Source organism: Roseovarius atlanticus (assembly GCF_019802205.1).
GTDB lineage: Bacteria > Pseudomonadota > Alphaproteobacteria > Rhodobacterales > Rhodobacteraceae > Roseovarius > Roseovarius atlanticus_A.
Genome location: NZ_JAHVHQ010000003.1, coordinates 1,429,961 through 1,442,635, shown reverse-complemented (window position 1 = coordinate 1,442,635; position 12,675 = coordinate 1,429,961). Strand labels below are relative to the sequence as shown.

Here is a 12,675-nt window from a genome sequence, read left to right as displayed (position 1 = left end):
GTTGCCATCCTTTTTCTTCAGCGCCTTCTGAGTGGCATGGAAATTCCGCCATCTCAAGGGTAGGAATTGGCGCAGAGCGGCGCTAAGAGGTGCCCGGACAGAGCGCGGCATGGCGCAACGACGCAACGAGGCACCGGCATTGGACCTGATCGAGACGATTTTCGAGCTGATCGACATGCGCAGCTTCAGCAACCTGTGGTTCTGGATCCTGCTGGCCGTGCTGTGGTCGTCGACCAGCCACTGGGTGCTGGGCGTGCCGTGGGACATGGTGCAGCGGGCCAGGGGGGGCGACGAGCAGGGCGTCGTGGACCTGCACGACATGGTGCGGATCAACTGCAACCGCATCCTCTACATCGCGCGCGAAACCGGGCTGCTGATGGCCGGGTTCATCTGTTTCGTTCTGACGTCGCTGGTGCTGCTGGGCTTCGTCTATGGCAACGAGTTCAGCCAGGCGCTGTTTCTGCTGGGGTTTCCGATGACGCTGGTGGCGCTGATGGCCGTCTTCACGGCGCACCGCATCACCCGGGACGAGCTGGTGGGCGCGGCGCTTTACAAGCGCATGCAGTACCACCGCATCGCCACGCAGCTGGTGGGCATCCTGTCGATCCTGGTGACCGCGATGTGGGGTATGCTGGTCAACATGTCGACCGGCGTGCTGGGCGGCTGAGGGGCCGGGCATGGCAGGCAGCACCCGTATCGCCGTTGGCGGCGCGCCCGAAGGCTTCGACGCGAAGCTGATCCTCGACGAGGCCGCCCGCGCGGAGGGCCCCGTGATCCATGTCGCGCGCGACGACAAGCGGATGGCGGCGATGGAGGAGGCGCTGCGCTTTTTCGCGCCCGAGATGCCGGTGATCCGCTTTCCCGGCTGGGATTGCCTGCCCTATGACCGGGTGTCGCCCAATGCCGATATCGCCGCCACGCGGATGGCCACGCTCGCGGGGCTGGTGCATGGCGGGCCGTCGCGGTTCATCCTGCTGACGACGCTGAATGCCGCCACCCAGCGCGTGCCCGCGCGCGAGGTGCTGCGCGAGGCGGCGTTCTCGGCGCAGGTGGATTACCAGATCGACGAGGAGGCGCTGAAATCCTTCCTCGTGCGCATGGGCTTTACCCAGGCGCCCACGGTGATGGAGCCGGGCGATTATGCGGTGCGCGGGGGCATCATCGACATTTATCCGCCGGGCGAGAGCGGCCCGGTGCGGCTGGACCTCTTTGGCGACGTGCTGGACGGCGTGCGGCGGTTCGACCCGGCAACGCAGCGCACGACCGAAAAGCTGGACCGGATCGAGCTGGCGCCGGTGAGCGAAGTCATCTTGGACGAGGCCGCGATCACGCGCTTTCGGCAGAATTACCGGATCGAGTTCGGTGCGGCGGGCAGTGACGACCCGCTATACGAAGCCGTCAGCGCCGGGCGCAAGCAGGCCGGGATGGAGCATTGGCTGCCGCTGTTCCACGAGCGGCTGGAGACGCTGTTCGACTATATCCCCGGCGCGCCGGTCAGCCTGGACGACCAGGTGGAAGCGGCGCGCGAGGCGCGGTGGGTGTCGATTGCCGACCAGTATGACGCCCGCAAGCACGCCATGACCCAGAAGGGCCGCGAGGACAGCGTCTACAAGCCCATCGCGCCCGATCTGCTGTATCTCGACAACGACGCCTGGGGGGCTGCCCTTGGCGACCGCCGCGTGCTGGCCTTGTCGCCGCTGCCACAGGCACCGGGGCCGGGGGTGATCGACGCGGGCGGGCGCATCGGGCGCAACTTCGCCCCCGAGCGGCAACAGGAAAAGATAAACCTTTTCAGCGTCCTGAAGGATCATATTGACGCGCGCATGGCCGAGGGGCCGGTGCTGGTCGCGTCCTATTCCGAGGGCGCGCGGGAGCGGCTGGAAGGGCTGTTGGAAGACGAGGGCCTCTTGGGCGCGGTCACGGTGAAGAACGCCGGGTCCATCGGCAAGCGTGGGCTGCACCTGGCAGTCTGGGGGCTGGAACACGGCTTTACCGCGCCGGGCCTGACGGTGATCGCCGAGCAGGACATTCTGGGCGACCGCCTGATCCGCTCCCCCAAGAAACGGCGGCGGGCCGAGAATTTCCTGACCGAGGCGCAGAGCCTGTCGCCCGGCGACCTGGTGGTGCATGTCGATCACGGGATCGGCCGTTACAAGGGGCTGGAGGTTGTCACCGCGGCGGGCGCGGCGCATGAATGCCTGCTGCTGGAATATGCCGAACAGTCAAAGCTTTACTTGCCGGTCGAGAATATCGAACTGCTGAGCCGCTATGGCCACGAAGAGGGCCTCTTGGACCGGCTGGGCGGCGGCGCGTGGCAGGCCAAGAAGGCCAAGCTGAAGGAGCGCATCCGCGAGATGGCCGACCGCCTGATCCGGATCGCCGCCGAACGCGCGCTGCGCAAGGCGCCGGTGCTGGAGCCCGAGCATCACGCGTGGGAGGCGTTCTCGGCCCGGTTCCCGTACCAGGAGACGGACGACCAGCTGCGCGCCATCGAGGACGTTGTGGCCGATCTGGACAGCGGCACGCCGATGGACCGGCTGATCTGCGGCGACGTGGGGTTTGGCAAGACCGAGGTGGCGATGCGCGCGGCCTTCATCGCCGCCATGTCCGGGATGCAGGTGGCGGTGATCGCGCCGACGACCCTGCTGGCGCGGCAGCATTACCAGAGCTTTGCCGAGAGGTTTCGCGGCTTTCCGGTGTCGGTGGCGCCCTTGTCGCGCTTCGTGCCTGCGAGCCAGGCCACCAGGACGCGTGCGGGGCTGGCCGATGGCACGGTGGATATCGTGGTGGGCACGCATGCATTGCTGGCCAAGAACATCCGGTTCAAGAACCTTGGCCTGCTGGTGATCGACGAGGAACAGCGGTTCGGCGTGACCCACAAGGAGCGGCTGAAATCCCTGCGCTCGGAAGTGCATGTGCTGACCCTGACGGCGACGCCGATCCCGCGGACGTTGCAGTTGAGCCTCAGTGGCGTGCGGGACCTGAGCATCATCGGGACGCCGCCCATCGACCGGCTGTCGATCCGCACCTATGTCAGCGAGTTCGACACGGTGACGATCCGCGAGGCGCTGTTGCGCGAGCATTACCGGGGCGGGCAAAGCTTCTACGTGGTGCCGCGGATCAGCGACATCGCCGAGATCGAGGATTTCCTGCGCAGCCAGGTGCCCGAGGTCAGTTTCGTGGTGGCGCATGGCCAGATGGCGGCCAAGGAGCTGGATGAGCGCATGAACGCGTTCTACGACGGCAAGTACGACGTGCTGCTGGCCACCACGATTGTCGAGTCGGGGCTGGATATTCCCACCGCCAACACGATGGTGGTGCACCGCGCCGACATGTTCGGGCTGTCGCAGCTCTACCAGATCCGGGGCCGCGTCGGGCGGGCCAAGACGCGGGCCTATGCCTACCTGACGACGAAGCCGAGGATGCGCCTGACGCCGGCGGCCGAGAAGCGGTTGCGGGTGCTGGGCAGTCTGGATCAGCTGGGGGCGGGGTTCACGCTGGCCAGCCAGGATCTGGACATTCGCGGGGCGGGGAACCTTCTGGGCGAGGAACAGTCGGGCCAGATGCGCGACGTAGGCTACGAGCTCTACCAGTCGATGCTGGAAGAGGCGATTGCCAAGATCAAGTCGGGGCAGCTGGAGGGGCTGAGCGAGGCCGACGAGCAATGGGCGCCGCAGATCAACCTAGGCGTGCCGGTGCTGATCCCCGAGGAGTATGTGCCCGACCTGGACGTGCGCTTGGGATTGTACCGTCGTCTCAGTGGCTTGGCGACCAAGGTCGAACTGGAAGGCTTCGCCGCCGAGCTGATCGACCGCTTCGGCAAGCTGCCGCGCGAGGTGAACACGCTGATGCTGGTCGTGCGGATCAAGGCGATGTGCAAACGCGCCGGGATCGCCAAGCTGGATGGCGGGCCGAGGGGCGCGACGATCCAGTTCCACAACGACAAGTTTTCCAATCCTCAGGGGCTGGTCGATTTCATCAAGGACCAGAAGGGGCTGGCCAAGGTCAAGGACAACAAGATCGTGGTCAAACGCAGCTGGAAATCCGACGCCGACAAGATCAAGGGGGCGTTTGCCATTGCGCGTGATCTGGCGGAGAAGGTGAAGGAAGGCCGGAAGGGGTGATTGCTGGCGATTGGGTGACGTCACCGCCTTGATCTGAGGTTTTGCGGATGTGGCTGCGATAAAGTGCGCTGAACAACCGACGGGTCGCGACCCCGCGGTCTGGCAATCGCGCGGCGCTCACTGCGACCGTTTCAACTCCGCCACCAGCTTGTGGTAATGCGCCTTGGTCAGTTCGTCGGTGTCGGTATAGGGCTTCGAGGCCAGAAAACTGCGCTCGAACAGGGTGTCATAGGTCAGGCGGGGCCCCAGCGCGTGCTTGCCGGCGCCGTCCTCTCCCAGCCCCTCGCCATGGTGCCGCGCCACCGATAGCGCGTTTTGCATCCAGTTGAGGCAGTTGATCGCGGTGAACGGATCGTTGACGCCGGGCGAGAGCGCGCGGGCCAGGACCTCGACCAGTTCGTCGACGAGAAAGAGCACGTTCTGGTGCTCGGTCTTGCTGGTGCCGAGCGCGTAGCAGTCGCGCAGCTCGGCGATATCGTCGTTCGACAGCGCCTCGTGTGACCAGACCGACATCACCGGCGTGAAGGAACTGACGAAATCGCCCGGCTGCTGTTCGATCCGCAGGAGCCAGTCGTCGCGGTCGGTCAGCTTTTCGACCTGCTGGTAGTTCAGAGTACGGATATATCCGGCGGCGTTCAGGGTGATCCGGTGGTCCGGGTCGCGGTCGGGATAGGTCACCTCGCGGCGCTTGTCGCGGGCGTCCTCGGCGTCGATGATGGCCTTGATCTCGGATTCCAGCCGCTGGCCCAGGCCGGCGGTGATGTTGCCCACGTTGATCGTTTCAGGCACGTGGTGGACGAAATAGATCATGGTGAAGACCGCGATGATGCAGCCCAGCATCGCCAGAAGCATGGAAAACTGCGGCACGAAGGCTTCGATCTCGGCGGTCTCGGAGGGGTCCTGCACGGCGCGCAGGATCAGCAGGGCATAGACGAAGGTGGCGATCAGGATGCCGAGGCTGATCTGGTTGCCCCGGTTGCGCATGAAATTCCCGATCAGGCGCGGGCCGTAATTGCCGGCGGCGAAGGAGACCGCGACGATGGTCATGGAAAACATCACGCCGGTGACACCGATCACCGAAGTGGCGATGGTCGAGAGCGTGCTGCGCGCGCCCTCGACCTGGGTATCTATAAGGGACTCGGGGAATTGGAACGGAAGGATCTCGGCATTGTGGTCGAGCCATTCCGAACCGTAGGCCAGAACGATCGCGAACAACACCATGTTGGCCGGAATGAACCAGTAGCTGGCGCGCATGTCCTGCGCCAGTTTGAGCAAAAGCGCCCGTTTGTTCATTCAGTTCTTCCCTGGAGGTCGGACCCCGGGGCCTCGTTCACCCGATGCCGATGAAGGAAAGAATGGCAACGACGATGACGATGAGGCCGACGATATAGATGATGTTGTTCATGGGTCTTCTTCTCCGATTTGCCGGGCGGGCACAATTGGCGTGCCCGCTTTGGCGTGCAGTCGCTCAACTGCTCCACGCCAAGGAAAGTTCCCGCAATCGTGATCAAAGCGTGAGGATGGTCGAGCCGGTGGTTTCGCGCGCCTCGAGTGCGCGATGCGCCTCGGCGATCTCCTCCAGTTTCCAGGTCTGGCCGATATTCACCTTCACGTCGCCGGACTGCACCTTCGAGAAGAGGTGCCGCGCCATTTCCTGGCAGCGTTCGTGGTCCGCCAGGAAGGTGAACAGCGTCGTGCGCGTGAGCTTCAGCGAGCCTTTCTGCGCCAGGGTCAGCAGGCTGACGGGCTCGACCGGGCCGGAGGCGTTGCCGAAGGACATCATCATGCCCAGGGGCTTGAGGCAGTCGAGCGAGCGGTCGAACGTGTCCTTGCCGACCCCGTCCATCACCACGTCGACGCCCTTGTCGTCGGTCAGTTTCCCGACCTCTTCGACGAAATCTTCGGTGCGGTAGTTGATGCAGGCCGAGGCGCCGTTGTCGACCGCCATCTTGCATTTCTCGTCCGTGCCGGCGGTGCCGATCAGCGTGATCCCCTCGGAGCGCGCCCATTGGCAGGCCAGAAGGCCCACGCCCCCGGCGGCGGCGTGAAACAGCACCGTGTCGCCCTTTTTCAGGGGCCAGACCCGGTGAAAGAGATACTCGACCGTCATGCCCTGAAGCATGATCGAGGCGGCATCCTCGAACGGGATGTCGTCGGGCAGGGGGCAGACCTGTGCGGCGGGCATGACGCGGGCCTCGGAATAGGCCCCGGGCGGGGTGGCGGCATAGGCGGCCTTCTGGCCCGGTTGCAGGTGGGTGACACCTTCGCCCACCGCCTCGACGATGCCCGACGCTTCCATTCCCAGCGCATGGGGCAGCTCCAGCGGGTAAAGCCCGGTGCGCTGGTAGACGTCGATGAAGTTCAGCCCGCAGGCGACATGGGCGATGCGCACCTCGCCGGGGCCGGGGTCGCCGACCTCGCGGTCAACGAGCTTGAGGTTCTCCGGTCCGCCGAACTCTTCGATGATGATGGTGCGTGCCATGATGGTGTCTCCCTGCTTGGTTGTCGTGCGCGGGGCGAGGGCCCGGCGCCGCACATGTCTGGACGGGCACCTAGCCCGCTTGGCACGGATCGCCCGTGCGAAATGCGATCGCCGTCAGGTTTCGGGCGCGTCCTTGGCCGCGCCGCCCTCCGTGCCCTGCTGTTCCTGGAACTTCCTGACCCGGTTCAGCAGGTGCGCGCGCGCCGCCATGTTGGCGCGGCGCACCCGCATCGAGGTCAGGAACGCCTCTTCGGCGGATTGCGAGGTGGCACCGAGGATGCCGACGATTTCCGAGATCACGCCGTCGTCGCCGGAGGCATCGACATACTTGATGACCTTCAGCGCCAGTTCGTCGGCCAGATCCTCGGTCACGCCCATGGGCCGTTACCTCGTGGTCTCGGTGAGGCGGCGTTTGACGTAATCGGAGACGGTGCCGATCATCGTCTCCATGTGCGGCTCCTCGAAGAAGTGCCCCGAGCCCTCGATCTGTTCGTGGGTGATGGTGATGCCCTGCTGTTCATGCAACTTGCCCACGAGGGCCTGCGTATCGGCGGGCGGCGCGACGCGGTCGGCGCTGCCGTTGATGATCAGGCCCGAGGACGGGCAGGGCGCCAGGAACGAGAAGTCGTACATGTTGGCCGGCGGCGACACCGAGACGAAGCCGGTGATCTCGGGGCGGCGCATCAAGAGCTGCATCCCGATCCAGGCGCCGAAGGAAAAGCCCGCGACCCAGCAATGTTTCGAGTTGGCGTTCATCGACTGGAGGTAGTCGAGCGCCGAGGCGGCATCGGAAAGCTCGCCCACGCCCTGGTCGTACTCGCCCTGGCTGCGGCCCACGCCCCGGAAGTTGAAGCGCAGGACGGTAAAGCCCAGCTTGTGGAACGCGTAGTGCAGGTTGTAGACCACCTTGTTGTTCATCGTGCCCCCGAATTGCGGGTGCGGGTGCAGGATGATGGCGATGGGCGCGTCGCGCTCTCGTTGCGGGTGGTAGCGGCCTTCCAGGCGGCCCTCGGGGCCGGGAAAGATGACCTCGGGCATGCGTGTCCCCTTGCATTTCGGGTGCCGGTCAATTCTTGACGGAATTGATCAAGCACCTTAGAACTATTCTAAACAACCGAATGGATTCTGCGGCTTCACGCGAGATAGGGGGTTGATGGGGCAAGGTCAATCATTTCCCCGCCCGCCAAGCCACTGACTCGCCGGGTATTTGGGGGAGACGATGAAACTCAGCACCAAGGGACGCTACGCGATGGTCGCGCTGGTCGATATCGCGTTGCAGCAGAAGGACGGTCTGGTGACGCTCAGCGACATCTCGGCGCGGCAGAGCATCTCGCTGCCCTACCTGGAACAGCTCTTCGTCAAGTTGCGCCGCGCCGAGCTGGTGAGTTCGGTGCGCGGGCCCGGCGGAGGCTACAAGCTGGCGCGGCCGGCGTCCGAGATCCGGGCGGTGGATATCCTGGCCGCGGTGGACGAGACCATCGATGCGATGCACAAGGGCGCGGGCGCGTCGGGGGCGACGAGCGGCTCGCGGGCGCAGAGCATGACCAACCGCTTGTGGGAGGGTCTGAGCGCGCAGGTCTACGTGTTCCTGCACCAGACCCGGCTGAGCGACGTGGTGGGCAATTCGCTGGCGCCGTGCCCCGCGGTGCCGTCGTTGTTCGCCGTGGTGGACGAGGAATGAGGACGCCTGCGGCGACAGGTCTTGCGCCGCCTGCGGCGTCGCGGAGGGCGGGGGCTCTGCCCCCAACGGCGAACCTGTGGGTTCGCCGCTCCCCCCGGGATATTTTTGGCCAGAGGAAGGGAGGCCGGGTTTGAGCCGGGTCTACCTCGACTACAACGCGACCGCGCCTTTGCGGGCCGAGGCGCGGGAGGCGATGGTCGCGGCGATGGATGTGGTCGGCAACCCGTCCTCGGTGCATGGCGAGGGGCGCGCCGCCAAGGCGCTGGTGGAGCGGGCGCGGGGGCAGGTGGCCGCCGCGGTGGGCTGCAAGCCGCAGGAGGTGGTGTTCACCTCGGGCGCGACCGAGGCGGCGGGCGTTCTGGCGGGCTTCGACGGCGTGGAGGTGCAGGCGACCGCGCATGACGCGCTCTGGGCGCATCACGCGCCGGGTCAGGATGAGCCAATGGTGCGCGCCATGGGGCTGGCCAATTCCGAGACCGGGGTGGTGACGCAGCCCGAGACCGGCGGGGACCTGCTGCTTCTGGATATCACGCAGGCGGTGGGCCGCCTGCCGTTTTCCTTCGCCTGGTCCGGGGCGGACCTGGCCGTGATGTCGGCGCACAAGCTGGGCGGGCCCAAGGGTATCGGTGCGCTGATCGTGAAACAGGGCGTGGACATCCCGGCGCTCAGCCCTGGCGGCGGGCAGGAGATGGGCCGCCGGTCGGGCACGGAGAACATCATCGGCATCGCGGGCTTCGGCGCGGCGGTCGACGCGGCGCAGCGCGATCTGGAGGATGGCGCGTGGGAGCGGGTGAAAAAACTTAGAAGGATTCTAGAAAACGCTATTGAGGAATCCTCCCCAGCGACTATTTTTGTCGGGAAATCCGAAGAAAGGCTGCCGAACACGTCCTGCTTCATCACGCCCGGCTGGAAGGGCGAGACGCAGGTGATGGCGATGGACTTGGCAGGCTTCGCCATATCGGCCGGATCGGCCTGTTCCAGCGGGAAGGTCAAGGCCAGCCGGGTGCTGGCGGCGATGGGGTTCGACGAGGTGGAGGCGCAGAGCGCCGTCCGGGTCTCGATGGGTCCCGCGACAACGGAAGACGAGGTGCTGGCCTTTGCCCGAGCCTGGGCGAAACAGCATGAAAAGTTCCGCGCCCGCGCGGCGTGAGAGATAAAACCGAGGAGGTGGCCCAATGGCGGCACTGGACGAAACCCAAGTCAAGGAAGGCGTCGACAAGGAAACGGTCGATGCGGTGCGCGACATCAGCACGTATAAATACGGCTGGGAAACCGACATCGAGATGGAATACGCGCCCAAGGGCTTGACGCCGGAGATCGTCAAGCTGATCTCGGAAAAGAACGGCGAGCCGGAGTGGATGACCGAGTGGCGTCTTCAGGCCTACGAACGCTGGCTGCAGAAGGAAGAGCCGGACTGGGCGATGGTCGATTATCCCGAGATCGACTTTCAGAACCAGTATTACTATGCCCGGCCCAAGAGCATGGAGCAGAAGCCCAAGTCGCTGGACGAGGTCGACCCCAAGCTGCTGGAGACCTACGAGAAGCTGGGCATTCCGCTGAAGGAACAGATGATCCTGGCCGGGGTCGAAGGGGCCGAGGAGGCGCCTGCGGAGGGCCGCAAGGTGGCCGTGGACGCGGTGTTCGACTCTGTGTCCGTCGGGACGACCTTCCAGAAGGAGCTGGAGAAGGCCGGCGTGATCTTCTGCTCGATCTCCGAGGCCATTCGCGAGCATCCCGAGCTGGTGAAGAAATATCTCGGGTCCGTGGTGCCGGTGAGCGACAACTTCTACGCCACGCTCAACTCGGCGGTCTTTTCGGACGGGTCGTTCGTCTACGTGCCGCCGGGCGTGCGCTGCCCGATGGAGCTGAGCACCTATTTCCGCATCAACGCCGAGAATACCGGCCAGTTCGAGCGGACGCTGATCATCGCCGACAAGGGCTCTTACGTCAGCTACCTCGAAGGCTGCACCGCGCCGCAGCGCGACACCAGCCAGCTGCACGCGGCTGTCGTGGAGATCGTCGTCGAGGAAGACGCCGAGGTGAAGTATTCCACCGTGCAGAACTGGTTCCCCGGCGACGAGGACGGCAAGGGCGGCATCTACAACTTCGTCACCAAGCGCGCCGATTGCCGCGGCGACCGGGCCAAGGTGATGTGGACGCAGGTGGAAACCGGCTCGGCCGTGACGTGGAAATATCCCAGCTGCATCCTGCGCGGCAATGAAAGCCAGGGCGAGTTCTATTCCATCGCCATCACCAACAACTGGCAGCAGGCCGATACCGGCACGAAGATGATCCACCTTGGCAAGAACACCAAGAGCCGGATCGTGTCCAAAGGCATCAGCGCGGGGCATGCGCAGAATACCTATCGGGGCCTTGTGTCGATGCACCCCAAGGCCAAGGACAGCCGGAACTACACCCAGTGCGACAGCCTGCTCATTGGCTCGGAATGCGGGGCCCACACGGTGCCGTATATCGAGGTCAAGAACAACTCGTCCCGGGTGGAGCACGAGGCGACCACGTCGAAGGTCGATGATGACCAGCTGTTCTATTGCCGCCAGCGCGGCATGGACGAGGAAGAGGCCGTGGCGCTGGTGGTGAACGGGTTCTGCAAGGACGTGCTTCAGGCCCTGCCGATGGAGTTCGCCATGGAAGCGCAGCAACTGGTGGCGATCTCGCTGGAAGGCAGCGTGGGATGACCGAAGGGTGCCGGACACCCGAGGCGACCCGGAGCCGGCTGCCGAGGCTTGGCCATTCGGGGCGCCTGCGGTCCGGCACCCGGACCTTTACCATGCTGCTGCTTGGCCATTTCCTGGTGTTCGTCCTGGCGATGAGCCATGACGAGATCGCGCTGCAGGCGGTCGAAAGCGGCTGGATCCGGCCCGGTCAGGCAGAACTGGCCGAACTTGGCATGGGGCTGGTCCTGTTCATGATCTGGGGGTGGCTGAGCGTGCGCGTGGCAGGACTTTTGCAGGAGGCGCGCGCGGCCTCGAACGGCAAGGCGAAACGATAGAATGTTCGACACGACCACGCACAGCATCGAAGGGCGCAAGATCGACGCCGGCAGCGGCGCCATGCCGGGCGGCGCGACCATGGTCGGAAGGACGGTGGGCTGATGTTCAGCGGGTTCGATCGGGACGACGCGATGCTGCGTGACATCCACCATCCCGGGCATACGGGCGGGGGGCGCGAAGGGGTGTGGACGTTCGCAGCCCTGTGCTTGGCCGGTATGGTGACGTTCTCCGCTGTCGAGATCGCCTGGCTGCCGCTGTACTGGAAGATCTTCCTGACGCTTTTCGTGGCGACCGTCGGCGGGATCGCGGTCGGCGTCTGGATACGAGGCCTGCAAAGTTCGGCGACGCGGAAGGCGCAGGACGCGTATCGCGCCATGCGCGAAGCGGAAACGCAAAAGGGCATCGACCGGATGCTTCGGGCAGAATCCAAAATTCCGAAGGTGAGAAAATGATCATCACGACGACGCAAAGCATCGAAGGGCGCAAGATCATCGACTACCGCGGCATCGTGGTGGGCGAGGCGATCATGGGGGCCAATGTCTTTCGCGATTTCTTCGCCCAGGTGACGGATATCGTCGGCGGCCGCTCGGGCGCCTACGAGACCAAGTTGCAGGATGCCCGCGACACCGCCATGCGCGAGCTTGAGGAGCGGGCCAAGGCGGCGGGCGCGAATGCCGTGGTGGGCGTCGATCTGGACTACGAGGTTGTGGCGGATTCCATGCTGATGGTCTCGGCCAGCGGGACGGCGGTGGTGCTGGACTGACATGACTCCGACCGCCACCATATCGCGGCCCGAGCTGACGCTGCCGGAGGCCGAGGCGGAGGTGCTGCGCGCGGCCTACGCGGGGGCCGGCGTGATCCTGGAATACGGGTCGGGCGGGTCGACCGTGATGGCGGGCGAGATGCCGGGCAAGCGGGTCTTCTCGGTGGAGAGCGACAAGGAGTGGGCGCTGATGATGCGCGGCTGGTTCGAGGAGAACGCGCCCGCCAAAGACACCGAGGTGGACGTGATCTGGTCCGACATAGGCCCGACGAAAGAGTGGGGCTATCCGACCGACGCGGAGCAGTACATGCGCTATCCGCGCTATCCGCTGGAGGTCTGGGACCTGCCCGAGTTCCGCCAGCCCGACGTGGTGCTGGTGGATGGCCGGTTCCGCACGGGATGCGTCCTGGCCACGGCGCTGCGCACCGAGCGGCCGGTGCAGCTGTTCGTCGACGACTACAAGCGGCGCAGGCAGTACCACGTGGTCGAGAAATTCATTGGTGCCCCGCAGATGACGGGGCGCTTGGCGGGGTTCGAGGTGGAGCCGCTGACCCTGCCGCGCACCGAGCTGTTGAACGTGATCGAGATGATGCTGCGCCCCTGAGGGGACAGCG

At 65.3% G+C, this 12,675-nt stretch carries 13 protein-coding genes; 9 read left to right on the top strand and 4 right to left on the bottom strand.

The features are described from left to right. Nucleotides 1–109: 109 nt before the first annotated feature. The gene (locus KUV49_RS12940; protein WP_261391197.1) at nt 110–667 is read left to right on the top strand and encodes a component of SufBCD complex; all 558 of its coding nucleotides are present in this window, start codon (nt 110–112) and stop codon (nt 665–667) included. A gap of 10 nt (nt 668–677) precedes the next feature. Next, complete coding sequence (gene mfd, locus KUV49_RS12935; protein ID WP_222450308.1) at nt 678–4,124, top strand: transcription-repair coupling factor; 3,447 nt, start codon at nt 678–680, stop codon at nt 4,122–4,124. A gap of 117 nt (nt 4,125–4,241) precedes the next feature. On the opposite strand, the gene KUV49_RS12930 is transcribed toward mfd, so the two are convergent. From KUV49_RS12930 to KUV49_RS12915, 4 genes are all read right to left on the bottom strand, one after another. Further along, complete coding sequence (locus KUV49_RS12930; RefSeq protein WP_222450307.1) at nt 4,242–5,417, bottom strand: DUF2254 domain-containing protein; 1,176 nt, start codon at nt 5,415–5,417, stop codon at nt 4,242–4,244. Between the two features lie 214 nt (nt 5,418–5,631). Further along, nucleotides 5,632–6,606, bottom strand: coding sequence for a quinone oxidoreductase family protein (locus KUV49_RS12925; protein WP_222450306.1), 975 nt, complete (start codon nt 6,604–6,606; stop codon nt 5,632–5,634). A gap of 114 nt (nt 6,607–6,720) precedes the next feature. Then, nucleotides 6,721–6,984 carry a hypothetical protein gene (locus tag KUV49_RS12920; protein WP_152492516.1) on the bottom strand — a complete coding sequence of 88 codons (264 nt, stop codon included), beginning with the start codon at nt 6,982–6,984 and terminating at the stop codon, nt 6,721–6,723. Nucleotides 6,985–6,990: 6 nt separating this feature from the next. Further along, nucleotides 6,991–7,644, bottom strand: coding sequence for an alpha/beta hydrolase (locus KUV49_RS12915; RefSeq protein ID WP_057789434.1), 654 nt, complete (start codon nt 7,642–7,644; stop codon nt 6,991–6,993). A gap of 181 nt (nt 7,645–7,825) precedes the next feature. Between KUV49_RS12915 and KUV49_RS12910 the strand changes: the two genes are divergently transcribed. From KUV49_RS12910 to KUV49_RS12880, 7 genes are all read left to right on the top strand, one after another. After that, nucleotides 7,826–8,287, top strand: a complete 462-nt coding sequence (locus KUV49_RS12910; RefSeq protein WP_222450305.1) for an Rrf2 family transcriptional regulator — start codon at nt 7,826–7,828, stop codon at nt 8,285–8,287. 130 nt (nt 8,288–8,417) lie between these two features. Continuing rightward, complete coding sequence (locus tag KUV49_RS12905) at nt 8,418–9,437, top strand: cysteine desulfurase family protein (RefSeq protein WP_222450304.1); 1,020 nt, start codon at nt 8,418–8,420, stop codon at nt 9,435–9,437. A 25-nt stretch (nt 9,438–9,462) separates the two neighbouring features. After that, entirely contained in the window at nt 9,463–10,983 is a 1,521-nt protein-coding gene (gene sufB, locus KUV49_RS12900) for a Fe-S cluster assembly protein SufB (protein WP_152492513.1), read from the top strand. Further along, complete coding sequence (locus tag KUV49_RS12895; RefSeq protein ID WP_222450303.1) at nt 10,980–11,297, top strand: hypothetical protein; 318 nt, start codon at nt 10,980–10,982, stop codon at nt 11,295–11,297. Before sufB ends, KUV49_RS12895 begins: the two co-directional genes overlap by 4 nt. A 102-nt stretch (nt 11,298–11,399) precedes the next feature. Next, nucleotides 11,400–11,750 (top strand): hypothetical protein, encoded by a 351-nt coding sequence (locus KUV49_RS12890; RefSeq protein ID WP_222450302.1) that lies wholly within the window; start codon nt 11,400–11,402, stop codon nt 11,748–11,750. Continuing rightward, nucleotides 11,747–12,061: a heavy metal-binding domain-containing protein gene (locus KUV49_RS12885; RefSeq protein ID WP_222450301.1), complete on the top strand. Its 315-nt coding sequence runs from the start codon at nt 11,747–11,749 to the stop codon at nt 12,059–12,061. Before KUV49_RS12890 ends, KUV49_RS12885 begins: the two co-directional genes overlap by 4 nt. Before the next feature lies 1 nt (nt 12,062). After that, the gene (locus KUV49_RS12880; RefSeq protein WP_222450300.1) at nt 12,063–12,665 is read left to right on the top strand and encodes a hypothetical protein; all 603 of its coding nucleotides are present in this window, start codon (nt 12,063–12,065) and stop codon (nt 12,663–12,665) included. Nucleotides 12,666–12,675 lie beyond the last annotated feature (10 nt).